Annotated in this window: 24 protein-coding genes and 1 pseudogene; 7 read left to right on the top strand and 18 right to left on the bottom strand. The window is 63.3% G+C overall.

Features of this window, described 5'->3' with window-relative positions; translation table 11 throughout:
• Positions 1 to 437: 437 nt before the first annotated feature.
• The 8 genes and pseudogenes from M2428_RS04945 to M2428_RS04910 form a co-directional block, all read right to left on the bottom strand.
• Positions 438 to 728: a hypothetical protein gene (locus tag M2428_RS04945; RefSeq protein WP_277524266.1), complete on the bottom strand. Its 291-nt coding sequence runs from the start codon at positions 726 to 728 to the stop codon at positions 438 to 440.
• Positions 729 to 1,148: 420 nt separating this feature from the next.
• Entirely contained in the window at positions 1,149 to 1,703 is a 555-nt protein-coding gene (locus M2428_RS04940; RefSeq protein ID WP_277524265.1) for a GAF and ANTAR domain-containing protein, read from the bottom strand.
• Positions 1,704 to 1,912: 209 nt separating this feature from the next.
• On the bottom strand, positions 1,913 to 2,260 hold the full coding sequence (locus M2428_RS04935) for a UBP-type zinc finger domain-containing protein (protein WP_277524263.1): 348 nt from the start codon (positions 2,258 to 2,260) through the stop codon (positions 1,913 to 1,915).
• Positions 2,261 to 2,385: 125 nt separating this feature from the next.
• Positions 2,386 to 3,327, bottom strand: coding sequence for a DUF5996 family protein (locus M2428_RS04930; RefSeq protein ID WP_277524261.1), 942 nt, complete (start codon positions 3,325 to 3,327; stop codon positions 2,386 to 2,388).
• Between the two features lie 219 nt (positions 3,328 to 3,546).
• A pseudogene (locus tag M2428_RS04925) lies at positions 3,547 to 4,612 on the bottom strand (LLM class flavin-dependent oxidoreductase).
• Entirely contained in the window at positions 4,605 to 5,069 is a 465-nt protein-coding gene (locus M2428_RS04920) for a hypothetical protein (protein WP_277524259.1), read from the bottom strand. The pseudogene M2428_RS04925 and the gene M2428_RS04920 overlap by 8 nt, the downstream one beginning before the upstream one ends.
• A gap of 25 nt (positions 5,070 to 5,094) precedes the next feature.
• Positions 5,095 to 6,222, bottom strand: coding sequence for a Gfo/Idh/MocA family oxidoreductase (locus M2428_RS04915; RefSeq protein ID WP_277524257.1), 1,128 nt, complete (start codon positions 6,220 to 6,222; stop codon positions 5,095 to 5,097).
• A 2-nt stretch (positions 6,223 to 6,224) separates the two neighbouring features.
• Positions 6,225 to 6,869: an LUD domain-containing protein gene (locus M2428_RS04910; protein WP_277524255.1), complete on the bottom strand. Its 645-nt coding sequence runs from the start codon at positions 6,867 to 6,869 to the stop codon at positions 6,225 to 6,227.
• 67 nt (positions 6,870 to 6,936) lie between these two features.
• Between M2428_RS04910 and M2428_RS04905 the strand changes: the two genes are divergently transcribed.
• From M2428_RS04905 to M2428_RS04895, 3 genes are all read left to right on the top strand, one after another.
• Positions 6,937 to 7,440 (top strand): MarR family winged helix-turn-helix transcriptional regulator, encoded by a 504-nt coding sequence (locus tag M2428_RS04905; protein ID WP_277524535.1) that lies wholly within the window; start codon positions 6,937 to 6,939, stop codon positions 7,438 to 7,440.
• A gap of 302 nt (positions 7,441 to 7,742) precedes the next feature.
• Positions 7,743 to 7,907: a hypothetical protein gene (locus M2428_RS04900; protein WP_277524253.1), complete on the top strand. Its 165-nt coding sequence runs from the start codon at positions 7,743 to 7,745 to the stop codon at positions 7,905 to 7,907.
• A gap of 302 nt (positions 7,908 to 8,209) precedes the next feature.
• Positions 8,210 to 9,463 carry a hypothetical protein gene (locus M2428_RS04895; RefSeq protein WP_277524252.1) on the top strand — a complete coding sequence of 418 codons (1,254 nt, stop codon included), beginning with the start codon at positions 8,210 to 8,212 and terminating at the stop codon, positions 9,461 to 9,463.
• Positions 9,464 to 9,632: 169 nt separating this feature from the next.
• On the opposite strand, the gene M2428_RS04890 is transcribed toward M2428_RS04895, so the two are convergent.
• The gene (locus M2428_RS04890; protein ID WP_277524250.1) at positions 9,633 to 10,508 is read right to left on the bottom strand and encodes a hypothetical protein; all 876 of its coding nucleotides are present in this window, start codon (positions 10,506 to 10,508) and stop codon (positions 9,633 to 9,635) included.
• Between the two features lie 165 nt (positions 10,509 to 10,673).
• On the opposite strand from M2428_RS04890, the gene M2428_RS04885 reads away from it, so the two are divergent.
• Entirely contained in the window at positions 10,674 to 10,946 is a 273-nt protein-coding gene (locus M2428_RS04885; protein ID WP_277524247.1) for a DNA gyrase subunit A, read from the top strand.
• 490 nt (positions 10,947 to 11,436) lie between these two features.
• Here the strand turns inward: M2428_RS04885 and M2428_RS04880 are convergent, their stop codons facing one another.
• A complete protein-coding gene (locus M2428_RS04880; protein ID WP_277524245.1) occupies positions 11,437 to 11,679 on the bottom strand; it encodes a hypothetical protein in 243 nt (80 codons plus the stop codon).
• Between the two features lie 101 nt (positions 11,680 to 11,780).
• Positions 11,781 to 12,065 (bottom strand): hypothetical protein, encoded by a 285-nt coding sequence (locus M2428_RS04875; protein WP_277524243.1) that lies wholly within the window; start codon positions 12,063 to 12,065, stop codon positions 11,781 to 11,783.
• A gap of 948 nt (positions 12,066 to 13,013) precedes the next feature.
• On the opposite strand from M2428_RS04875, the gene M2428_RS04870 reads away from it, so the two are divergent.
• The 3 genes from M2428_RS04870 (at position 13,014) to M2428_RS04860 (ending at position 15,915) form a co-directional block, all read left to right on the top strand.
• Complete coding sequence (locus tag M2428_RS04870; protein WP_277524241.1) at positions 13,014 to 13,625, top strand: RNA polymerase sigma factor; 612 nt, start codon at positions 13,014 to 13,016, stop codon at positions 13,623 to 13,625.
• The gene (locus M2428_RS04865; RefSeq protein WP_277524239.1) at positions 13,622 to 14,278 is read left to right on the top strand and encodes a hypothetical protein; all 657 of its coding nucleotides are present in this window, start codon (positions 13,622 to 13,624) and stop codon (positions 14,276 to 14,278) included. Before M2428_RS04870 ends, M2428_RS04865 begins: the two co-directional genes overlap by 4 nt.
• Positions 14,279 to 15,690: 1,412 nt before the next feature.
• Complete coding sequence (locus M2428_RS04860; protein WP_277524237.1) at positions 15,691 to 15,915, top strand: hypothetical protein; 225 nt, start codon at positions 15,691 to 15,693, stop codon at positions 15,913 to 15,915.
• 143 nt (positions 15,916 to 16,058) lie between these two features.
• Here the strand turns inward: M2428_RS04860 and M2428_RS04855 are convergent, their stop codons facing one another.
• The 7 genes from M2428_RS04855 to M2428_RS04825 all read right to left on the bottom strand — a co-directional run bounded on the left by M2428_RS04855 (position 16,059) and on the right by M2428_RS04825 (position 22,520).
• Entirely contained in the window at positions 16,059 to 16,643 is a 585-nt protein-coding gene (locus M2428_RS04855; RefSeq protein ID WP_277524236.1) for a flavin reductase family protein, read from the bottom strand.
• A 38-nt stretch (positions 16,644 to 16,681) separates the two neighbouring features.
• The gene (locus M2428_RS04850; protein WP_277524234.1) at positions 16,682 to 17,455 is read right to left on the bottom strand and encodes a 1,6-dihydroxycyclohexa-2,4-diene-1-carboxylate dehydrogenase; all 774 of its coding nucleotides are present in this window, start codon (positions 17,453 to 17,455) and stop codon (positions 16,682 to 16,684) included.
• Between the two features lie 74 nt (positions 17,456 to 17,529).
• Positions 17,530 to 18,897, bottom strand: a complete 1,368-nt coding sequence (locus M2428_RS04845) for an MFS transporter (RefSeq protein ID WP_277524232.1) — start codon at positions 18,895 to 18,897, stop codon at positions 17,530 to 17,532.
• A 160-nt stretch (positions 18,898 to 19,057) separates the two neighbouring features.
• A complete protein-coding gene (gene catA, locus M2428_RS04840; RefSeq protein ID WP_277524230.1) occupies positions 19,058 to 19,906 on the bottom strand; it encodes a catechol 1,2-dioxygenase in 849 nt (282 codons plus the stop codon).
• 193 nt (positions 19,907 to 20,099) lie between these two features.
• A complete protein-coding gene (catC, locus tag M2428_RS04835; protein ID WP_277524228.1) occupies positions 20,100 to 20,378 on the bottom strand; it encodes a muconolactone Delta-isomerase in 279 nt (92 codons plus the stop codon).
• A 68-nt stretch (positions 20,379 to 20,446) separates the two neighbouring features.
• Positions 20,447 to 21,547: an enolase C-terminal domain-like protein gene (locus M2428_RS04830; protein ID WP_277524226.1), complete on the bottom strand. Its 1,101-nt coding sequence runs from the start codon at positions 21,545 to 21,547 to the stop codon at positions 20,447 to 20,449.
• Positions 21,537 to 22,520 carry a LysR substrate-binding domain-containing protein gene (locus tag M2428_RS04825; protein WP_277524223.1) on the bottom strand — a complete coding sequence of 328 codons (984 nt, stop codon included), beginning with the start codon at positions 22,518 to 22,520 and terminating at the stop codon, positions 21,537 to 21,539. Before M2428_RS04825 ends, M2428_RS04830 begins: the two co-directional genes overlap by 11 nt.
• Positions 22,521 to 22,629 lie beyond the last annotated feature (109 nt).

The raw sequence follows: 22,629 nt of genomic DNA, 5'->3' as shown, positions 1-22,629 counted from the left end.
GCTCTCATGTCAGGTTTGGGGGTGGCATGCCGTATTTGTTGACGCCCGTCGCCAGCGGTCTTAGAGCTTAACCTGACACGCGACAGAGGCGCTGTTATCGGCGCTCTGCGACATCGGGCGCCAGAATGGCGAGGCTAGGGGCGGGATCGAAGCGGAGTGAAGACTATTCTTCCAAATCCACACTAGGACGTCTTGGCTGTCGTTGGCTGCGACTTGCCCAATAGCGCCCTCGGCTCAGCTTGGCCCTGGTGGCCGAAGGCGAGGGCGATGGCGCCGATGACAGCGTGGGGGAGCGTCAGGACAGCAAACCCTGGGCCTCGACGACGCCGAGCGCCTTGGTATTGGAGATGGTGTCTGCGGTGTCGGCAGCTTCGTCTAGCGGTGTCACGGGTCCCTGCCATGGGGTCGGCTCTAGTTGCCAGTCAATTGCTGATGCCCTAGCCGTTCATGGGTCCCACGGCGTGAACGGTTTCCGACCCCGGACCCGTGAGCTTAACCGTGCACCGGACAACAAGCCGGTCCGGGGCGTTTTCCACGTCAACCAGTGTTCCTCCGGCCTGCAGGATCGCATAGCTCTCCTCGCCGGCTTCCACCTTGAATCCCCTTCTAGCGGCGTCCTGGGTTGCGTTCTCCAGAGCCTCGCGGCGGAGCTCATCCAAGTATCCGGTTTCATCCGCGCGGGCGGCGTCGCCAAAGGCCCATCCGAAAAGCGTCCCGGTTTCTTCCATGAAGCTGAGTTTACGCACGAAGGGACCTACCATCATATTCGTAAGCTGGCCGGTGTTCCCGGCCGGTGCTGCTCCAGAGACACATTGCCCGCTATACGGGTGACTGGGCGCAAGACCAGAGCCAGAATGGTGACGTCATCGGGGTATTCGATGACCGGAAGTCCGGGACCAGATTAATGGGCGAGGGAAGGTAGTGGTCATTCCTCCGTGACGGCACCACTTACAGCCCTGCGCCGATCCCATCAGGGCAGTTTGCTGCCTGACACGTGCGGGACACCTTAGCGGGGAAGCCTCCCCTTGGGCTTGCGGACTCGATCGCCACCTACATCGAAGCCGCAGATCCGGCGCTGGCGCGTCCCACTGTCGACACCGCTGCGTCGCACCCGCGCGGGTGCTCTTCAGGCCGGATAAAGAACATCCTTACGCGTCGAAGTGCGTCCGGACTCTCGGGTCCTGTGATATTGACGCGACCACCGACGCGGCGATGTCCCGGAGTTTGACGTTCCGGGTGTTGGAAGCGATTCTCAGGATCTTCATGGCCGTCTCCTGGCTGCAGCGGTTCTGCGCCATGATGGCGCCAGTGGCCAGGTCGATGGTCCGGGATTCCATAGCAGCGATGAGGTGGGCTTTCGCCTCGGTCAGCTGGCTGATTCGTACGGCTAGGCGAAGTGCTTTAGACGCATGATATGAATACGTTTCGACCATGCTGATGTCTTCACCGGCGAAGCCATGGGACCGGGTGGAGTACAAGTTAAGGCCCGCTTCCGCTTCCCCCTCAAGGACCAGCGGCACGGAGAGGCTGGATCCTACTCCGGCCTCCAGCGCGGCCGCAGTGTAGGCGGGCCAGCGGTCCTCGTTAGTCAAATCAGATACATGCACGACGAGCTGCTGGCGGATCGCTGACAGGCAGGGCCCATCGCCAGCACTGTATTGCGTTTCGTCCAGACGGACCGCGCGGTCTTCGCTGCTGGCCACGGTCACTGGTTTCTTTCGCTGAATTGGCAACGACGGTGTCGGCGCGCCTCAAGGCCATAGTTAAAGGTAGTGCAGGCGGCTTTGAGACAGAATGCCTGTTGTGCAGGCGGGTTTGAACAGACGCGTGTTCAAACCCGCCTGCACAACCCCCGAGCTACCACGGATGCCAGTGCAGACGACTTCGAAAAACGACAGGCCTGGCACCCCCGTCAGCGCAGGTGCTGCTGCCAATCAGCCGGGATGCGTGAGGCTGGGCCCGGAACGCTTTGATCGAGCGGGTGATGCGCCGGCGGTTCAAGGTCCGGTCCGGCGAAAAAAGTGGAGCTGTGATAGTTGAAGAACCAGTCCTCGTCCGGTTCGAAGCTGCGGATGACGGGGTGGCCGGTGGCTTGTGCATGTGCTGTGGCGTGTTGCGCCGGCGAGTTGTCGCAACAGCCGATGTGACCGCACTGGGCGCATCGGCGCAGATGCAGCCACCAGCCTCCGCTGGCCTGGCATTCAACGCAACCAGTCCCGCTGGGTGGAACCGAAACGTCGATTCCGGGTGTGGCATTCATTGCGGCTTCCCCTCGGATTGGAGTGCCCTTCGACCACCCACTACTTTACGCCCACAGGTATTCCGCGCCGAAGGAATGGTTGCGGAGCGGTGGACCGTCCGGTGATCACAGCTTTGTCCGTGTCGTTACCGCCGCCAACGGGCCGGATCCGCCTCAAGCGCGGCGCGGTCCCAGTGTCCTGTCTCCGCGGCCGCCCCGTAGGTGGCCTGCAGAAAACGCAAGAGCATCCTGTCGGGGTCCGGCGCCGTGCGGACGTTCTCATAGGGAAGGAGGTAGAGCCTGCCGCTTTGGCTGTAGATGGCGCCGTCGGCTTCCGTCAGGTACTCGGCGTAGCCTGCCGGCTCGGGATAAGCGTAAGAATAGAAGGCGCCCTCATCTCCTCCGCCCGGCCAAAACCCGCAGCTGCTGAGTTCATGGGAGTAGGCTTCCACCATCACCCAGTCGGCGCAGTTCGGCACGCCGCCGGGGTGGGCCGGCGCGCCCCGGCCGGAGAACCTCGTGCAGGCCAGGTCCATGGCCCCCCAGAAGAAGTGAACGGGACTCGCCTTGCCTCTGAAGTAGGACCTGAATTCGTTCAGGACACGGTCCGCCTGGACTAATTGCTGCCAGAACAGCCGGACAGCCTCCGCGTCGTAGGAGGCATGCTGATAGTCCTCGGCAAAGGGTATCGCCGGATCCACCTCGTTCGGGACCGCACGGATGGACGTCTCGATGCCGAGCCTGCCCAACGCCTCGGACACCTCTGCATGGAATTCGGCGACCGACTTGGCTTCGAGGATGACGCTCCCGGCCGCACCATTGCTGGCGCGTAGGTGCAACCGGTGGGCACGGAAATCGAATTCGATGTCGAAGGCCCCGCGCCCATAGGGGATCTTTGATGTCGTCAGTCCGCGCGGCGTCACGTACAGCGTCACGTGCCACCAGTGGTTCAGCATCGGAGTGAGCGCCATGCGGATCTTGCCAACAATCTGCGTCCACATGTGCACGGTCTCCCGGCTCTGAGTCCAGTCATCAACCCGAAGCCGGGGCCACCCGTTGTCAGAGCCAGGAGCGACAATCTGGTCCATCGCAGGTCCTTCCGCTGTCCGGACACCGGCCTGTCGAGCAGCGCATGCCATTTGGCAGCACTTCGGGTCGGGGCTGGAGCGACCCTTGGCAGGGCGTCCCGTGATTCGAGTATTCCAGCCCGCCCGCTCTCGACAACGGACGTCTCTTGGCTGGAGACGTGCTGTCCATGACCCCGGCCCCGAATGCTGAACGGATGCACCTGTCCGCTGCCATGGCGTCTACGCCGCCATGTCGCGCACTATTGGAGCCACGCGGGAGCCGAAGAGCTCGATGCTCTTCATTATTTGGCTCTGGGGCACCCCGGGCATGCCGTACTTCAGGTCGAAGCGGCTCGCCCCGAGTGTCTTGAGCGTCTCGGTGATCTTTCGGGCCACGGTCTCGGGCGAGCCCACATACAGTGCACCCCCCGGGGCCGACGTCCCGGAGGAAGTTCTGCTTCGTCGGGGGCCTGAATCCGCGCACCCGGGCGGCTTCAGCGAACGCGGTTTCGTAGTGGGGCCAGAACTCTTCGATAGCGCGTTCATCGGTGGCGGCAACGTGCCCGGGCGAGTGCACGCCGACGGGGAGCCCGGGCTGGCCGAACTCGGCCAGGGCCCGGTGGAACAGTCCCGCGAAAGGTGCGAAGCGTGCTGTTTCCCCGCCGATGATGGCAATCATGAGGGCGAAGCCGTACCGTGCGGCGCGCACGACCGACTCCGGGCTGCCGCCCACGCCGATCCAGGTCGAGAGGTGTCCCGATTGCGTGCGGGGATAGACGGTCTGTCCGTGCAGGGCCGCCCGGGTATTGCCGCTCCAGGTGACGGGTTTTTCCTTGAGGAGCTCGGCGAACAGGTTGACTTTCTCTTCAAACAGTTCGTCATAGTCTCGCAGGTCGTACCCGAACAGCGGGAAGGACTCGGTGCTGGATCCTCGTCCGAGGATGACTTCGGCGCGGCCGTTGGAGAGTGAGTCCAGGGTTGAATAGCGCTGGAATACCCGGACGGGGTCATCGGAACTGATGACCGTGACGGCGGATCCAAGGTGGATGCGTGAGGTGCGGGCCGCGATCGCGGCGAGAACGACGTCGCCGGCTGAGAGGGGAAAGCTTTGGGTATGGTGTTCGCCGATCCCGAAGTAGTCCACCCCGGTTTCCTCGGCGAGCACGCCCTCCTCGACGAGATTCCGGATGGTCTGGGCGTCCGAAAGCCGCGTCCCGGAGCTGTCGGTGTGGACGTCCCCAAAGGTATCGAGCCCGAGGGTGATGGCCGGGTTGAGTGCCCCGGGGTCCACCGGGTGTTCAGTCATTGTTGTGCCGCTCTCGGCCCAGGATGGCCGCGGGTTGCCGGGTTGCGTCTCCACGTGTGGGCTTGCGGTCCAGTACGAGGGCGGCGGCGATGCCGAGCATCCAGATGTCCTTGGCCAGCGCGGTTCCCTGCGGGCTGGGGCGGATGCCGTCCTTCAGCGTCATGCCGGGTGTCTTCAGGTACATGGCGAACAGGGACCCGGAGAAGATCCCGAGACCGATCCCGGCGAGGCGGCTGGGCAGGAAGGGTGTCAGCAGTGCCGCCCCCAGCGTCATTTCCGCGTAGCTGAGCATTTTGCCGAACTTCTCGGCGTCGATTTTGTTGACCGGCGGAATGACCCTGGCTGCCATGGCCTGAAGCCCGGCCGCGCCGTCCTTGTCCAGGTGGCGTTTTCCCCAACCGGCATTCAGGACGAATGCTCCCGTGGTCAGGCGGAGAGGGATGTGGCTGAGTCTCATGGTCGACTCCTTTCATGAAATCTGGTCATAATTCGGCCCCGGCCCGGTGCAAGGCCTTCACACGTTCGCCTGATGCCGCGGACCTCTCGATTGCGGCTAGGACCTCGTGGCGTGCGACGGCGTCGGTGAAGTCCGGGACGGTGTGGGTGCCGTTGGCGATGTCTGCCGCGAACGCCGCGTAGGCACGCCCGACGTTGTAGGCCGGTGATCCTTCCAGGCTGGTGAGCGCGGGCCACTTCTGCCTCAGCGCCGGAGGGACAGCAAGTTGGGCGGTCTCGTTCCGCCCGCGCGCTCCCCGGACGGTCAGGGGATAGATTTCGGGGTATGCGGCGCCGGCGGTAATCCGGAGCGTTCCGTCGGTTCCGTTGATTTCCCACAGGAACCCGGTGCCGCCGGCCACGGCCTCCCGGATGTGGACACTGGCGGTCGCTCCGGAGGTGAGGGTGCCGATCACCGCGATTTGGTCGGCCGCCGTTTTCACGACCTGTTCCCCGGTCTCTTCGATGGTGATCAGCGGTCGGCGAAGATCCGTCACGGCAGACAGGTCGGCGAACTCGCCCAGGACGTAGTTCAGGGTGTCCAGGCTGTGCCCGGCCGCGATGGTGAGCACGTTGGCCCCGTTGGTCTTCTCGAGCATGTAGGCGTTGGGCTGGGTCACGACGTTGCCCGGGACCGACAGCCCGACCATGGTCGTTGACAGGACCTCGCCGACGTATCCGTCGCTGAGCAGCTCCTGGAGGAACTGGATCGCGGGGGCCTGGCGGGCCTGCAGCCCGACGGCCGTGCGCGCTCCGTGCCCGGCGAGTGCGGCCATCGCCCTGGCGTCGGCGATGTCGCGGCCAAGTGGCCACTCGCAATAGACGGCTTTGCCGGCGGCAAGTGCGGCGGAGACGAGCTCGCGATGGTGCGGGACCTTGACCGTCACCGCGACCAGGTCGATATCTGGTTGGGTCAACAGCTGTGCGTGGTCAGTGAACACCGCACGTACCCCGAATGCTTCGCCCACGGCAAGGGCGGATTCCGCGCTGTGCGCGCTGAGTGCCCGAATCTCGAAGTTCGGCAGTGCGCGCAGTGCCGGGATGTGGGCGGTGGCGGCCCAGCCCCGGACGGGGCTGACCCCGACGATCCCCACACCCAGCGTCGATTCAGGCATGACTAGAACCCCAGGACCTCATCGCAGAGGACGACGGTGATGCGGCCGGGTGTCCACTCGCGATTGATGATGAGAACTTTGTTCACGCCGCTGTGCACGCCGTACGCGGCCTGAGCACGGGCGTCTTCGAGCGGGAAGGCGTATTCGTCGATGCGCCGGAGTGCGTCCTCGAGGTCGGGCACGATCTTCTGCGTCCCCACCACGAGGATCACCTTCCCGGCGCCGGAGGCGTAGGGGCCGAGTTGGCTGCCACTCGCGGACGCGGTGACCAGGGACCCGGTCTCGGTGACGGCGTGGACACTGCCGAGCATGACGTCGGGCGAGGCAGTGAGGCGGCGGATCTCGTCGGCCTGCGTCGCACGGTCCAGGCCGAAGACCCGTGACCGGAGGGACTCGTACCGACCGGAGCTCCCTATCTCCTCGGCGATACCGGAAGCCTCGAGGGACTGCGACGCGCCGTGGTGCACCTGCGACCCCACCGGGATCAGATCCAGGACCATCCGGTTGGCCTCTGCGGCATTCGCGGCGCGAAGGACGGTGATCCCGTTCGCTTCCAACGCCGCCGCGGTTCGCATTACCCGGGCATCCTCCGCCGGGGCCGCAAATCCACGGCCGAGTGTGCTGTTGACGGGCCGGACTTCACTCATAAGACGGTCCTCCTCACCGCTCCGAGGTACTTGCGATCGCAAATACCTATGGAGTTAACTGGTGGTTATGCACAAAAATTCCTCACCGGGTGACGTAACTGCTGTCTTCGGCAGGCTTGTCGAGGAGTCGCTGCCGGGTCGGCGCGGAGAGTTGGCGTGGCGCGCTTTGCTGCAGGCACACGCCACGCTCATGCGCTGGCTGGACACCGACCTCAGGGAGGCCGCCGGCCTGCGCCTGGCCGACTTCGACGTATTGGCCCAGCTCGCCGGCGCTGGCGGCGAACTGCGAATGACGGAGCTCGCCGCCCGCACGCTCCTCTCCCGCTCGGGGTTGACCCGCCGAGTCGCCAGGTTGGTTGATGAGGGCCTGGTACGCCGGGCGAACGCCGCCGGGGACGGGCGCGGCGTGCTTGTCGCCCTGACCGACTCCGGTGTCGCCCGTCTGACCGAAACAGTGCCGGTCCATCTTCAGGGTGTGTCGAAACTGTTCGTCGAGCGGCTCGACGATCAGGAACTCGCCGTCCTCGAGACCGCCCTGGGAAAAGTGATCGTCGACTGCACGTTCGGCTGAGGATAGGCCCGGGAGAGCCTTGCCCGGCTGCCTGCGTTGGCGGGACTCACGTTGCTCTCTTAGTCGGAGGCGTTCAACGAACTGGCAGGCGCGCGACAGCGTTCGCCGAAGCCGTTGGCTACCACGGCGACGCGTACAGCGCCCTGAAGACGGTTTGGAGCGGGAGGCACAACCGGGTCAGAAACAACTGAACGCCACCAACACCACAATCGGCCGTCGTTCCCCATCGACCAGTCGTGCTCCGCATGTGCCCCGCGCCTACAGCAGGGTCCACTTCACCCACGAATGCCGACCGCGCGCCGGTGGCACAGACTCGGTCAGACCTGAACCCGATAGACTTCACCGCCGCCCAGGCAAATGCCGCCCTCGCACGGATTACCCGCGGCAACTTCCGCCTCGTCGACCGGCTCTTCACGGGCGACGTCATCGAAGCGGCCCGCTCGACCCTCGTCATCGGCCTCAGCTAAAACCCCCAATCGAACAGTGAAAAACCGCCATTCACAACGAACAGTCACACAGCATCTGTATGGGATTTTTCGCGGCGGGGGAGCGGTTCGAGGGTGTCGCGGTGGGGGACCGGCTTGCGGACACCGGAGAGTCGAGTACGGATAGGGCGACCAGGCGCAGGGACAATGTATGGGTGCTGCATGATTACAGGTATCAAGGCCGAGGGAGAAGTCAGGGTGGGGCCGCGTTTTCCCCGGGAGCGAGTTGGGGTGCCCTGAGGATTCTCCTCGTCGACATTGCAGTCGACCCTGACATTAAAGCCATGTGGGATCTGATATCGACGCGCGACGATAATGTGCAGGTCCTGACACCCTGCCAACCCGGCGAAGCAACGCGGCCCGGCGACTTTTCCCTGCTTTACACGGCTGAGGGACGCCTCCGAGGTGCACGCGAGGTCCAGGAACGAGGCTCTTCACACCACGCAATATTCTGGGCTGAGGAGAACTCCCAAGGCGCTGGGCGATTAGCCGAGGAACTGCACTTCGACGGGACAAGGGCGGCAACGGTTCATGATTTCGTGCAGGCGGCAGAAGCGATGGGTGCGGAACTGCTGGTCACCGACGAGCCCTTCGCGCTCACTAACCGCGGAACAAGGGAGACGCATGCGACCAACGCTCGAGATGCTCTGGCTGTTGTCGGATTGCGTCAACGACTGTCAGGATCGGGCCTACTTTGGAGCAGGGAAATAAGCATGCCGTTGGGGCTGCAATCTCTCGAGATCATGGAAAGCTGGCGCCTGCTTCCACGGACCCACGACCTTTTTGGCGCCGCTAAATCCAATGACTCTGAGAAGTGGCTATCCCGCCTTCGAGTCGGATTCGCCCGAGTTCAGCGCTGCTTACGCATCCGCGACCGCATCCTCGTGCGCGCCATCAACCCGGAAGGCACGCTACCGTTCGATTCGCCGGATGCGCTCGTCGAAGGCCTGGCACTTCAGATCAGCGGAATGTTTGATTCCCTTGCGGTCGCAGTGGGGGAAGTCCTCGCGCTCGATGTCAGCGGTCAGTCTGCACGTTTTTCAAACCGCTCCTATCGTCGGATGCTGCCGCACGATATCCGGCTGGTCATCAATCAGCGCGCGCTCAGGTTCCTTACCGCAATATCACTGCTCCGCAACACGATCCACGGCGAACCGTTGGGGGCAGCGGCACGCGGTGACGACCGAGGAGCGGTTGAGCGTCTTCTCGTTCTAGTCAGCGCAGAGGCCGACGAGCTCCGGCAGATCCTGCCGATACTGAGGCCAGACATCGAGCTGGGCGTCACCGATCTGGGCAATCTAGGGATCGCTCTTGACCCCGTCCAAGTTGTTGAGACAATTGTGCCCTTCGCCGTGGGTCTGTTCGAAGGAATTGTCAGCGCTACTCCTTGGCCGGTCACTAACGAACGCCCTGATCGTCCGCGGCTCGACGACCCAATCGGAGACCCATACAACTTTCCGCTGTTCCGGGAACAGAACCGGCTCTACTACGGCCTTGGGCGGTTCGTGCGGGATCCTGGACAGGGAAACAACAGATAGCTTATGGGGGAGATCTGGAGTCGCATCGATGCGTCACTTAACGGGGCCGGCAGATCCGTTCGAGTGACCGCAACGGGGCACCCTTCACACTCACCATGTCCGGTGAGGGATACCTATTCGTGCATGATGGCCGACCAGCTAGCGGGCAGTCGCGCGGGATGATGCGAGCCTAGGCATCCCGGTAGTGGAGGCGCCGGTGTGGGGAGGACGGGTCGTCCGGCTTTGGGAACGTCGTCCCGAATTTCGCCCAGTGGCCGCTGCAGACGTGAAGTCCCTCTACGACATCGCGGTTCCCGTACCGGTATAAGAGCCAAACGTGAATGTCGGCCAGTGGCGGGTTCAATTGCGGCGGCATGAGGTCGCACGAATTCGACGGGGGCACATAGCGGCTGAACGCTGCTGTCAGATTCCCTGGCGGACCGAACGGGTACATCACCAGGTGCTTGTTCGGATACCCGTTCAACTTCTTGGCCAGGGCCTGCACTCCGCCATGCTGCTCCTTGTCGACGATGTGCAGCGATTGCCGAATCAACTCCCATGGATCATCAGGTGAGGGTTCGTGCACGATAGACCACTCGATCTGATGAGACTCAACGTCCGAATGCTGACAGCGTTGAACGCACAGCACTTTGACCCCGTCGTCGTAAGCCCGAAGGCCGAGGATCGGGTCGGGATCGACGCCCGGGCGCAACTGCCGTTCGTCGCGCGATGACCAGTGATACTTACATCCGGGCTTCGCCGTCCACCGTAGGACATCTGCCTCGATTTTGTGGCGCACGGCTTTGGTGGCGCCTCCCACGATCGTGTACGGAATCATCACCCGTACGCAGTGGGGCAGTGTCGCATCCGGCATCGGGTTCAGGCTTTTTTGTGCTTCACGGACGGCAGGCGGAGTGGTCGTAATTACTTCCGCCACGTGGTCCCCGTCCAGAGATAGAAGGTCGGGCATTCTCGGTTTGGATCCGTCGTCGTGGTGTTGGAATTCCACTCCGAGCTCGCCTTCGAGCACGATTCTCGCGTGCTCTTCTTCCGCCCTAAACGCCATCCTCCGCCCTCCCATGTGAACTTCCGACGACCTCTCAATCAGGCTTGACCCCGCGAGCGAGGCATTACCCGCCATGCTACTGAGCCGAGCGTTGAGATGCCCGCTGAGGGATCCCAAACTGGACGAAAATGCCTCAAAGACTGCCGGTCGTGCAAGAATCGCGGCATGGATGAGGATGAGCGGCAGACGAGGGATGAACTGATGATCCTCGATGCCCTGGTGCAGGCGATGGATCGGCGTGACGAGGTCTTCCAGATGATTGAGGATTCAGAGGACGCGGACGAAGCAAGGCGTCGGGTGGGTCAGCTGTTGGGTGTGGGAGAGCTGGGCAGCCGGGCAGTCCTCGACCTGCAGGTCAGAAGATTCGCCCGGGACCAGCGTCAGGCCCTCGCTTCCCGTGTCGCAGAACTTAGATCAAAGTTGCCCGATGGGCGCTGAACTGGTCGCGTGCGATCCGCTTACGGTTGATCGTCCTGGCCTCGCTCCCCAGCTTTCAGCGCCATGAAGTGCATTATGAACTCCGTGGCGGCGATTAGTCCGCGTCCAGGGCACGAAGCAGGGGAGAGGGCTTGGTCTTGAGCAGGTCAACGGGGCGGACCCGGCCAGGTCCCTGGACGGGGTGGCAATCCAGACCGTGAATTAGTTGTGCGGGATCTGCAGCTCCATCGCACGGTCAAAGAGCTCAGCGACCAGCGGGCGGAGTTGCCCGCCCGGCAGGACTGGAACCCCGGGCAGAAGGTGCCGTCGTCGATGAAGACACGCACGAGCTGCTGCATCACGGGTTCCGGGTCTTCCATCAGCTCCCATCAGCTCCCATCAGCTCCGAGAGCCGGCGGCGCACCTGCTCCAAGTCCGGCAGCGTAAATTCCGTCCTGATCCGTTCCCAGATCTGATCGCTGATCGGCTGACTGGTTGGGATCACCGGTGCCTAGCCGCCGTCGCTGTTTTCGTCCAGAAGCCACTGAGTGGACAGCGGGTTCCGGCGCAGCGTGAAAGTGCGCAGCGCGGAGCTGGATCCGAGGCGGACCTGCACGCGCCAGTATTCGATGCTGACCAGGTCGCCGCTACCGACGGCCGCCGTGCGCCGGGTGTCCCACCAGGCGTCCCGGGCGAACCAGTGCACCGGGTCGGCGGCCACGGCCCAGATGCGGCCGTCATGGCGGACGGCCAACGGTGTGCCGGCGGGGGTGAACCGGACGTCCCGGCGACGTCCAGGGTTGTTTCATTCGCTACTGCTGTCACGTTCTGCGCGCTCTCCCAAGTTCCTGGTCATCATTCTTTCCCGGCGGGTGTGACCGCCGAACTCCACACCCAGGTCCGGTAGGTCACCGGACCGTCCTTCCACGTCACTTCCACGGCCTTGGCCGTCCACGCGTACACTTCGCCGTCCACCAGCTCGGCGCAGTTCGGAAACCGGATCCACGCCTTCACCGGGATCCCGGGGAAGCCGTTCTTGGCGGGAAAGTTCTCGAAGTCGAGCTCTTCCACCGTCAGCCCTATAGGGCCCGCACGACGCGCATACTGCGCCTGCAGCCTGCTCGCCTGCTCCGGTCCCACACCACCACTTTGGAACATGTGTTCGAATAGGCACGCCAAAGAAAAGCGAGACCACGCCCAGTTGCATCTGATGCATGATCCACGCAGACCCAAGTATGGAAGGCGGCTACGACAGTCCGCGGGCTTTGCGGAATTGCAGGGCTAACGGAGGGGATCCGGACCCAGATCGTCCTCCTCTTCGGTAGTATCGCCAGCATGACTACGTGCTCTGTGCTGCGCTGTCCCGAGACTCCGACAGCGGTATTTATGCTGGTGCCCGGTTCCAACCTGGAAGTGCCTGTCTGTGACGGGCACAAGGCGGTCTTGGAGAGCGGTGTTCGTTGGATGGTACATGGCGGAACCGGCTTGCCGGCGGAAAACGGCGCCGAAGGGTCAGCTGGAATCAGCATTCTTATGGGAGGAGATCTCCCGGACCACCGGCTGACGGGCTTCGGCGTTAGCCACACGATAGGCGACGAGCCAGGCTTCACCGTGGATTTGGAAGTTGACGCCGCGGACGGTCCGCAACGGCTGTCGTTTTGGACGACGGAGGATGTCGGTAGGCGACTTGGTGTCTTCCTGACTAACCCAGCGAAACCGGGATTGGACCAGAACTCGCCTGACGCCGAGGACCGCTGACCTGTCGATTTCGGAGGGCTTTTCGTTGAGAAGCTACTCAACGAGTTACCGATAAAACCATGCGGTATTGCACCTGATGCATGATCCACGCAGACCTGAGTATGGACGGTGGCTACGACAGTCGGCGTTCCTCAACATGTTGCATCTGATGATCAGATCCGCGCGGCGGCGCAGCTTCCGCCTTCCGTCTTAAGTGTCCTGGCTGCCGTAGCTTTGACTCTCAGTGCTGGCAGGGGGAGGGACTCGGAGTCCGGCCCGGGAACGGCGAAATCTATTTTGGCGGATTGGGAACCTTTTCGAGTCCTGCGGACACTACAAGGCATGAGGCTAATGGGGGAAACCGACGAAGACCTGTGGCGTAAGTGCATTGCAGGCGATGCTGATGCCTTCGGGGTCCTGTTCGACAGGCACGCCGATGCGGTCTTTCGGTACTGCCTGTCCCGGTGCGGTTCTTGGCACGACGCGGAGGAACTCGTCTCGATCACCTTTTTGGAGGCGTGGCGGCAGCGGAACAGACTCAGACCGGAGAGGGACACGGTTCTCCCGTGGCTGCTCGGGGTAGCCACGAACGCGAACCGCAACCGCGCCAGGGGATCCCGGCGGCACGCCAATTTCCTTGCCAGGCTGCCGCACTCCGATGCCCGGCACGGTCAACCTGAAGCAGACCACGCTGAAGCGGTCGCCTCGAGGCTCGACGCGGAGCGTGCCGTCCGCGAACTGCTGGACACGACGGCGGGGTTGAACGACGGGGAACGGGACGTTGTGATCCTGTGCCTGATGAACGGAGTCGGCCAGGAAGAGGCCGCCAAGACCCTCGGCGTACGGATCGGGACAGTGAAATCGAGACTGCATCGTGCACGGGCCAAGTTGGCCGCCATGAACGGGGCACTAGAGCCCATCGAACAACTCGAAAAGACGATCGTTGAAGCGAGGCTGTCATGAACCTGTCTGAAGTGACCTACCCGAAGGACACGAAGAATCGAGTCCAGAACCTCCTGGTCCAGGAAGCCCGCCGGACGCCCAAACTAATCCCGCGGTGGCGCAAACCGGCAATGCTGACCTTCGCCGGGCTGGCACTGGCCGGCACCACCGCCGGCGGTGTCTACGTGGCCTTGGCACCGGTGGAGGACAAACGCGACATCCGCTGCTACTACCGCGCCGATCTCACTACCAGACCTCCTGTTGTCGGGGTGCCCGGGGAAACTAAAAACCCCTACATCACGACCGGGATCTTCATCGCAGGATTCGACACGCAGAACAACCCCAATCCTGAAAATAGGAACGCCGGAATGAAACAGGTCGTAGATCCCATAAATCAGTGCAGCCGTGCGTGGGACATGGGGAACATGAACCAAACCGGCATTAATGACGACCTCATCCCCAAGGGTTTCATCTCCCCTACTCCGGGGGCTATGCCCACTGTAGAAGCAGTTAACGACCAAAACGGCAAGCCCCTTTTCCCGGATCCCGCCATCAAGGCTTTCGGAAATTACATACCGTTCCTGACCGCATGCGTTGTGGACAATACTGTCGCCGTCATCCCCGGCCCGGCCGAGGTCTGCGCCCGGCTCGGAATCCCCGCCCTGGAGAAATAGCTGAAGCAATCTGGGCACTAGGGCGGAGTACCAGTGTGGGCATTCCGCAGAGATCGGCCGTCACGGCGGCCCATCGTCCTGCGTTCTCGGGGGCTATTCGTACAAAAGCTACTCCGCAGATTACCGACACCCTCTCGGCCGCTGGTTTAAGTATGCGGGAGGGGGCGACAAAGAACGGGTTGCCGAGGCCTGCCGGCGTACCCCCGCAGTGTCATTGCGGGAAGGGCCGCCGGGTGCCGGGTCCGCGGGAGGTTGGCTTTCGGGGAATCCTGGCCAGGACGACGGGTCCATACACATGGGCTATTCCTTTGTTCCACGTTCCAGCTGAGCCCGGAACCGCCCCGCCTCTTCCGGAATCCAGGATCCGGGAACCCGGAGGCGGCAGACTGTGAACGGACTCTACCACGGTGCCGACATGGCAGGAAGGGACCTGCATGTTCGCCGGGAGCCTCAAAATGACAGATAGTTCAACTTAATGACAAAGCTCGTTGACGAATGTTCACGATATTTGTCATTCGAGTCAATCGGGCGACGCCCATCCGTATTCGCCGTGGGTGCCGGACATGTTTCGTTGAATCAGATCAAACTGACGGGTGAAAGGGGGCCGTGGACTCACCATTGCTGCTTGGAGCTGGCCAATTTGGCGTGTGTACATTGTCCACATTTCGGGCTTCGGATCGGGTCATATGTGGGTCGGGTCGGGCCGGAGTCCCTATGTTTCCGGGATCGAGCATCGAGCATCGAGCATCGGGTAGGGGCCGGGCGAACCGATCGAGTTTGGTGCCGACCAGGGTGCCGCCGGCCCGGACAGCAGCCAGGCTTCGTTCAGTCCCGGCCGTTCCCGTTCCTGCCGGTCACGCCGTTCTACCATTGCAGGCCCTCGAGGACGCCCAGACAAGTAAGCGCCTTGCGCGGCGCTGCCAGGTCCTGTTCGTTGGTGCAGACCCGGACGCAGCCAATGATCTGCGCGGGCGGGTGCAACTGTCGCGATTATCCAACCCGAGCGGGACAGTTTTGCGGCCGGGGGTATGCGCGATTCCAATATCTGTATCGGATTTTTCGCAGCGCCAGTGCGGGCGGATGGTGTCGCGGTGGGGACCGGCTTGCTGGACGAAACTTCCGCGTAGAACCACTCCGCTGAATGCAGAGAAACGCAACACGGTTCTGTGTCGTAGATCGACTGGAGAACGACGGGTGCGTTGAAAGTCAGATCCTGTGGGAGCGATGCTATCGCGGCCGCGGCAATCTCCGAAGATAGCGTGGCGACGTCATCGAGCGCCCGCTCGGCATGCGGAACGCCGGCAGGGGGTGGTCGATGCCGCCGGGCAAACAGGTTGGTCTGGAGGACAACGCCTACGGCCTGCCTCCGCTTGGACGCCAAGCCACTGACCCCTTGCGGGAAGCCAACCCGGATGACGTCATCTTCGGGACTCCTTCTCGAAGATCATTGCCCCCGGCCGGCGGATCGGATCTACCTCGTCCCGGGCCATCTGCAACGCCGTTTACTGCCTGACGTCGCGGTCCCCCTGCGCCCGCCGACGCTGAACCAGATGCTGGTGTCCGCCGATCTGTGCGACGACGAATGGCGTGGCCAGATCGAGACTTACGGTGAGCTGTACCAGAGCGAAGCGAGGTGATGTTTGCCGCGCTGGCCGACCACACGCCGGAGGATCTGACCCTGGGCGGCGACCCACCCTGGGTCAGGTCCTGAACGCGTACTCGGGAGACTGAGTCGCATAGCCCGACATGTAGATCGCTGCGCCCTGCAGGGCCGGCCAGATTAGAGAGGTGTCCGGTCGTGAAGCGGCCTGAAGGAGCTGGAGCCGGCGAACCAGTCCGATTCGGGAGCATCGCCGGAGTTATCCCGCCGGGCACCCTCGATCCGTCCTCCTGGATTGTGGAACTCACCGCCGAACAACACGAGGGGTTCCCGCTTCGTGATGTCCAGTGCGATGACCTCGCCGACAACGATGATGTGATCGCCGCCGTCGTAGATATTCCACGGCCGGCACTCAAGCGTCGCGGCGTTCCCCGTCAGCACCGGGACGTTGCCGTCCAGCGTCCATTCCGGTTCCGCGTCAAGGACTTTGCCAGCGAAGTGCAGGGCGACATCCTTTTGTTCTACCGACAGGATGTTGATAGCGAACGGCGCAGCTTCCAGATACCGGGCGCCGCGCGAGGCCCGGGTCAGTGTGACCTGGGCAAGCGGCGGGTCGAGGGATACCGCGGTGAAGGCGCTGACGGTGGCGCCGTGCGGAACGCCGTCGTCCGTCCGGGTGGTGACCACCGTGACACCGGCGGCGAACATGCCAAAGGCGTGGCGCAATTCTCGTTCTTCAATGCATCCCATGACTTCCTGAGTCATCGACTTCTCCTTTCTGCTGTTGTTCAGGCCGAGCTGAATTACCCAAGGTCCCCGCCGCCCACCGGCAGCACCGCGCCAGTGATGTAGCTGGCGTCGTCAGAGGCCATGAACAAGATCGGAGCTGCCTGCTCTTCCAGCGTGCCGTACCGCTTGAAGAGGGTGCTTTCGGTGGTCTGGTCCACGATCTGCTGGTACCACGTCTCTTCCTGGGCGGACTGCGCGTTCGGGTTGCGCGGGACCTTCCGCGGCGGAGCTTCCGTGCCGCCGGGCGCGGTGGCCACTACCCGGATACCCTTCGGAGCGGCTTCGAACGCCAGCGACGCGGTCAGAGCGTTGACCCCACCCTTGGACGACGCGTATGGAACGCGATTGATGCTTCGGGTGGCTATCGAGGAGACGTTCACGATGACCCCGGCCGTCCGTTCGACCATATGCGGCAGCACTGCGCGGCAGCACCACAGCGTGGGGAAGAGGGAGCGCCGCACTTCGGCCTCGATCTCGTCCTCCTCGTAGTGCTCGTAGGGCTTGGTCCAGATCGTACCGCCGACATTGTTGATCAGGATGTCGATGCGTCCGAACTCTGCCACGGCGTAGGCCATCAGCTTCACGGCGCCCGCATAAGTTTCCAGATCGCAAAGGAAATATCGTGCAGGTGCATCACTGGCCGTCAGCTCAGCACACACTTCAATGACCAGCTCGGACCGGTCCGCCAGCACTAAGGTGCCTCCCTCGGCGGCAATCCTACGGGCGACGACGGCACCAATCCCTTGGGCAGCGCCGGTCACCACAACAACCTTGTCGGTAAAACGCATTGCTGTGCGTCCTCTCTTATTGGGATTTTTCAGCCGTTGAGGCCAGTTCGATATTCTGCGTAGGTGCCCCCGCGTCAGCTGATGGCTTCACGTTCCAGTGGCGCCGGCTCCGTCGAAGCAATCTCGGCTTTAGCTGTCGAGCTTCGCACCATCAGGGTGGCCAGTCCGGCCAGAACCAGGGGTACCGCGAGTGCCATGAAGTAGCCGGAGACGCCGAGTCCAGTGAGAATGACCCCGCCGAGGGCAGAGCCAACGATGGAACCGAGGCGACCAATTCCGATGCCCCAGCCGGTAGCCGTGGCACGAAGCTGGGTGGGGTAGGCGTTGGCGATCAGGTAGTTCAGGGCCAACTGCTGGCCGCCAATGCCGAAGCCCGCCAGCCCGATCAGCACGAAGACCAGCGCAAAGTTGGAACCGGCCAGGCCCAGGCCCAGCGCGATGACGATCCCCGCCGCAAACATGACCAGCAGCAATTTTCTGGGGTTGACCTTGGGCAGGATGATGGACAGAGGGATGGCGAAGAGGATAAAGGCGCCGTTGACGGTCACGGTTCCCATCGCGGCCTGCGAACCGGCCAGCCCCAACATCTTGAGCGCGGTTGGCATCCAGAGCAGCAGCAGGAACCACGCGATCCAATTGAGCAGGTAGGTGGCGAAGACTGCGATGGTGACCATCCGGTACTTAGCGGAGAAAAGTGCGGCGACGGAGCTGCGCTCCTCCATTTTGTCGTTTGTTGCGAGCACGGCGTCCGGGCTGACTGGGCTCCCGGAAATTGAGGCCATGATCTGACGCGCCTGTGCGTCGGCTGCGGAGGTGCCCTTGGCCGCCAGGAAGATCGGCGATTCGGAGAGAATCTTGCTGCAGACCAACACCATGGCAAGTGGCAGCACGCCGCCGGCCAGGAAGATGCCACGCCAGCCCATCACTGGCAGCCATGCCGCCGCCACAAGCCCACCGAGTAGCGCGCCACCGGGCAGGCCAAGCAACACCAATGTCATGAACGTGCCGCGGCGCGATTTGGGACTGTACTCGGCAGTCAGGGCCAGCAGCGCCGGGGTGGCCCCGCCCATGCCGAGGCCAATGAGGAAGCGCAGAATGACAATCTGCTCCAGGGATTGAGCAAAAGCACCGGCAAGGGAGAACACACCAAAAAGGGTCAGGGCGAGCAGGATGGTCTTCTTCCGACCGATCCTGTCCCCGAAGGTGCCAAGGGACATCGCGCCCACGCACATGCCAACGGTGCTGGCGGTGATCACCCAGGTCATGTCAGTGGCCTGCAGGCCGAAGTCTTCGGCGATTGCCGGTCCGATGAAGGCAATCGACTGGGTGTCGAATCCGTCCAGCAGTGCGATCACGAAACAGAGGACGACGATGGACCATCGTTTGATTCCCATGGGCGTGCTGTCGATAACGTCCTGGACGTTATAGGCGAGTTTAGTCACCGGTAACTCACTTTCGTGTGATGTTCTGACCCGACTGATCCGGGGGCCGGGCGGCTGCGGCCACTTCATTTTGGGCACGCGGCATTACGGCGGGTGGTGGGGATGATATTGGGGTTGGGCCCGGGCCGGGTGGTTCCGGCCCCGGCGCTGAAAAGGGGGCTTAGCCCCGGGGGTCGAGCACGAAGTTATAGGTGACTTCGCGGCCCTTGCCGTCGGCGCGCTCGGTGGGGGCCAGGACGAGTTCGGGCTTCACGGCCGAGGCGATGTCGTCGGCCACGTGCTCGTCGCCTTCGAAGTAGAGCTGGGTGGTGATGAGCTCGTGCTCCGGGGCTGAAACCTTCAGGTGCAGGTGGGCCGGCCGCCAGGCGTGCCAGCCGGCCGCGGCGATGAGGGCACCGCAGGCACCGTCGGTGGGGATCTGGTACGGCGCGGGCTGCATGGTGTTGATCTGGAAGTTGCCCTGAGCGTCGGCAATGATGGAGCCGCGGAGGTTCCAATCGGGCAGTCCGGGAGCGAACTGAGAGTAGAAACCGAGGTCATCGGCGTGCCACAGTTCGATCAGTGCCCCGGCGAGCGGCTGGCCGGCGACGTTCGTGACCTGGCCCTGGAACAGCAGCGGTGTGCCGGGTTCGTCGTCGCGCATCGGCAGGGTGGCCGGGGTGTTGAGCGTGGGGGCGTTCGGGATGTAGTACGGTCCCTCGATGCTGCCCTTGGAACCGTGGCGGCTGGAGTTGGCGACCTCCTCGACGGAATGCTCCACCCATACGTCCAGGAACAGCGGCCACTCGCCGTCCTCGCCGACCTGGATTAGCCAGGCCTTGAAGGCGTTGTACTCGTCGTAGGTGACCTTCTCGTCCAGGACGGTGTCGTTGATCGCCTTGATGACGCGGCCGGCAAGCGTGCTGACCCGCTCCTGGCTGGTGCCGGCGGCGAGGTGCTTGTTCTCCCGGAAGCGGGCGGTTGCCCCTGCGCCCGAGGAGGCTGCTGTGGCTTCGGTTTCCATTGTCATGGTGACTCCCTTGTCAAAAAAGAACGATGGTAAAAACGGTCGGCGGTTCCGGAGTGGCAAATTTCGCTCAGTGCCGTGCCGCACATCACATCCGGTGTTGATTCAACGGTAGGCCCGTAATTGATCGAGGGGAAATACCTATTTCCGGCCCATTGAAAGCTTTTGGATATGAATGCTCGAGTGAGGGGCCGGGCTATTCGACAGTGGACGGGTGCTTGGCCAGCGGCGTCACCTTGATGTCCATGTAGGGGAAGAGCGGCAGTCCGGAGAGCAGGGTGTGCAACTCGTCGTTGTCCGCGACGTCGAACACCGAGTAGTTGGAGTATTCGCCCACGACCCGCCACAAATGCGCCCAGCGTCCGTCGCGCTGCAGATGCTGGGAATACTCCCGCTCTTCCGCCTTGATGGCGTCGGCGCGTTCTTTGGGCATGTCCAGCGGAATATTGACGTCCATGCGGACCAGGTACAGCATGTGGTTCTCCTTGCGGGGTGGGGAGCGGTGTGCGGGCGTTCTGAGGTCAGGATGCGGGCCGGGCCGGGCTAGTCCTGCCGGTATTTCTGCAGCTTGTCGGCGTCGATGGCCGCGCCGACGCCGGGGACCTCGCGGACCCGAATGGCGCCGTTCATGATTTTTAGCGGCTCCGCGAGCAGGTCGTCCGTCATGTCCAGGTAGTTGGAGAGCTCCCCGGCCCGCCGGGAGCTGGCCTCGAACGCCGCACCAAAGGTGACCGTGGCGAGGCTGCCGATCTGGGTGTCGATCTGGTTGCCCATAGTGACGTCCACGCCGAGGCCCACGCAGAGGCCGAGGATCTGCTGGGCTTCGGTGAAACCGCTGCGCGCAGTCTTAATGCAGATCGCGGTGCTGCCGCCGGAAAGCAATTCGCGTGAGACATCGCCTAGGGTGGGGACACTTTCGTCGCCCACGATCGGGATGCTGGAACTCTGCACCAGCCGGCGCCGTCCCATCGCCTCGCCGGCATCGCACGGCTCCTCCAGCATGGACAGGCCCAGGCCTTCGGTCCTGCGCAGGACCTCCATGGCCTCGTTCGCCGTCCAGCCACGGTTGGCGTCGAGGTAGATCTCGGCGTCCTCGCCAAGGCCCTCCCGCAAAACATGGCAGGCCTCGACGTCGAGGGAGAGGGGCCGCCGCCCGGTCTTGAGCTTGAAGGTGTTGATGCCGAACGTTTCACGGAACCGCAGCGCTTCTTCCAGAAGCTCGGCGGCGGGCTTGAAGCCCAACATGTGCGAGACCCGCATGCTGTCGGTGAAGCCGCCCAGCAGTTTGTGCACCGGGGTGCCCAGCGAGATCCCGATGACATCCCAGAGCGCGATGTCCAGGGCCCCCTTGGCCGTGGGGTTGTTGACCGTGCGCCGGAGCAGCTGCTGGACCTTGGAGCGGTCCAGCGGGTCCAGCCCGATGAGTTGCGGGGCAAAGACCTTGGTCACCACCGAGACGATCGAATCCTGGGTTTCGCCGTAGGTGTAGGGCCGCGGCGGGGTGTCCGCGATACCGCAGATGCCGGTGTCCGTGTAGATCCGGACCAGCACGTGTTCCGCGGAAGTCACCTCGCCGCTGGCGAACTTCAGCGGCCGCGCGTAAGGAATGGCGTAGGGAATGGCCTCAATGCGGTCAATTTTCACGGGGTGGTTCCTTTGTTGCGGATGCGGGTTGTGACTGTGGCAGGGACTGGGCCGGCGACTCCGCGGGGCGTAGCGGGGGCTGTTGCTGGCCAGGGCCCGACGTGGGAGGTAAATCGAAGAGCTGCAGGAAGCTGCGCAGCAGGGGTGTCTCAGCGTCGCGGATCCAGGCAACGGCGAGGTCGACCGGCGGCGGGTTATGCAACGGACGGAAGACGACACCCTGAAAGGAAAACATTCGGGAAGTCATCGGCACTAGGGCGATCCCCATCCCCGCCGCGACGAGCGAGAGCAGGGTGGAGGTTTCCCTGGCCTCCTGGACGAGTCGCGGCTGGAACCCGGCTTTGCGGCAGGCGTCCACGACGATGCTGCTGACCGCGGAGTAGCTCGGATAACCGACGAAGTCCTGGCCGGCGAGCTCCGCCAGTTCCACGGTGCCCTTTTCCGCCAGCGGCGAATCCGCCGGGAGTGCCGCGACCAGCTGATCCTGTTCGAGCAGTTTGAGGGCCACAGTTCCGGAGCGGACTGGGGGTCGGAGGACGGCGACGTCGAGCCTTCCGTCCTCGAGTGCGGACTCCATCTGCGGCGTCAGCATTTCGCCCTGCACGGTGATGCGGAGCCCGGGAAAAGTGCGTCGGGCGGCCTGCACGATGCTGGGCATCAGCCGGTAGGTGGCTGTTCCGGTGAAGCCGACACGGAGGACGCCAGTGGCACCTGCGCCGACCTGCCGGACGTCCTCCTCCAGAGCTTCCAGTTCCTGCATCAGCAGCCGTCCTCGATCCAACAGGACCTGTCCGGCTGGGGTGAGATCCACCTTGCGCGTAGTACGCAGCAGCAAGGGTGTGCCGAGCTGTTCCTCCAGCTGCCGGATCTGTTGGGACAATGGCGGCTGGGCCATGTGCAGCCGCTGGGCTGCGCGGCCGAAGTGACGTTCCTCGGCTACTGCAATGAAGTACTTGAGGTGGCGCGTCTCCATTAGAAGCTCCCGGGCAGCTCGAAGCAGGCGATATGCCGTACTCCGACCAGCTTAGGAGGGCGGATTAGTTAGGGGAAATACCTATTTCGGAGCTATTGGGACGTTTCGC

The organism is Arthrobacter sp. ES3-54, from assembly GCF_029504395.1.
Lineage (GTDB): Bacteria > Actinomycetota > Actinomycetes > Actinomycetales > Micrococcaceae > Arthrobacter.
Note: the sequence above shows the minus strand (reverse complement) of the source record. Positions and strands in the feature narration are given on the sequence as shown.

Coding starts and splice junctions, on each gene's coding strand:
- M2428_RS04945 (WP_277524266.1), bottom strand. CDS start 728: ATGGAAGAAACCGGGACGCTTTTCGGATGGGCCTTTGGCGACGCCGCC.
- M2428_RS04935 (WP_277524263.1), bottom strand. CDS start 2,260: ATGAATGCCACACCCGGAATCGACGTTTCGGTTCCACCCAGCGGGACT.
- M2428_RS04930 (WP_277524261.1), bottom strand. CDS start 3,327: ATGGACCAGATTGTCGCTCCTGGCTCTGACAACGGGTGGCCCCGGCTT.
- M2428_RS04920 (WP_277524259.1), bottom strand. CDS start 5,069: ATGAGACTCAGCCACATCCCTCTCCGCCTGACCACGGGAGCATTCGTC.
- M2428_RS04915 (WP_277524257.1), bottom strand. CDS start 6,222: ATGCCTGAATCGACGCTGGGTGTGGGGATCGTCGGGGTCAGCCCCGTC.
- M2428_RS04910 (WP_277524255.1), bottom strand. CDS start 6,869: ATGAGTGAAGTCCGGCCCGTCAACAGCACACTCGGCCGTGGATTTGCG.
- M2428_RS04905 (WP_277524535.1), top strand. CDS start 6,937: ATGCACAAAAATTCCTCACCGGGTGACGTAACTGCTGTCTTCGGCAGG.
- M2428_RS04895 (WP_277524252.1), top strand. CDS start 8,210: ATGTGGGATCTGATATCGACGCGCGACGATAATGTGCAGGTCCTGACA.
- M2428_RS04890 (WP_277524250.1), bottom strand. CDS start 10,508: ATGGCGTTTAGGGCGGAAGAAGAGCACGCGAGAATCGTGCTCGAAGGC.
- M2428_RS04885 (WP_277524247.1), top strand. CDS start 10,674: ATGGATGAGGATGAGCGGCAGACGAGGGATGAACTGATGATCCTCGAT.
- M2428_RS04870 (WP_277524241.1), top strand. CDS start 13,014: ATGGGGGAAACCGACGAAGACCTGTGGCGTAAGTGCATTGCAGGCGAT.
- M2428_RS04865 (WP_277524239.1), top strand. CDS start 13,622: ATGAACCTGTCTGAAGTGACCTACCCGAAGGACACGAAGAATCGAGTC.
- M2428_RS04860 (WP_277524237.1), top strand. CDS start 15,691: ATGACGTCATCTTCGGGACTCCTTCTCGAAGATCATTGCCCCCGGCCG.
- M2428_RS04855 (WP_277524236.1), bottom strand. CDS start 16,643: ATGACTCAGGAAGTCATGGGATGCATTGAAGAACGAGAATTGCGCCAC.
- M2428_RS04850 (WP_277524234.1), bottom strand. CDS start 17,455: ATGCGTTTTACCGACAAGGTTGTTGTGGTGACCGGCGCTGCCCAAGGG.
- catA (WP_277524230.1), bottom strand. CDS start 19,906: ATGACAATGGAAACCGAAGCCACAGCAGCCTCCTCGGGCGCAGGGGCA.
- catC (WP_277524228.1), bottom strand. CDS start 20,378: ATGCTGTACCTGGTCCGCATGGACGTCAATATTCCGCTGGACATGCCC.
- M2428_RS04825 (WP_277524223.1), bottom strand. CDS start 22,520: ATGGAGACGCGCCACCTCAAGTACTTCATTGCAGTAGCCGAGGAACGT.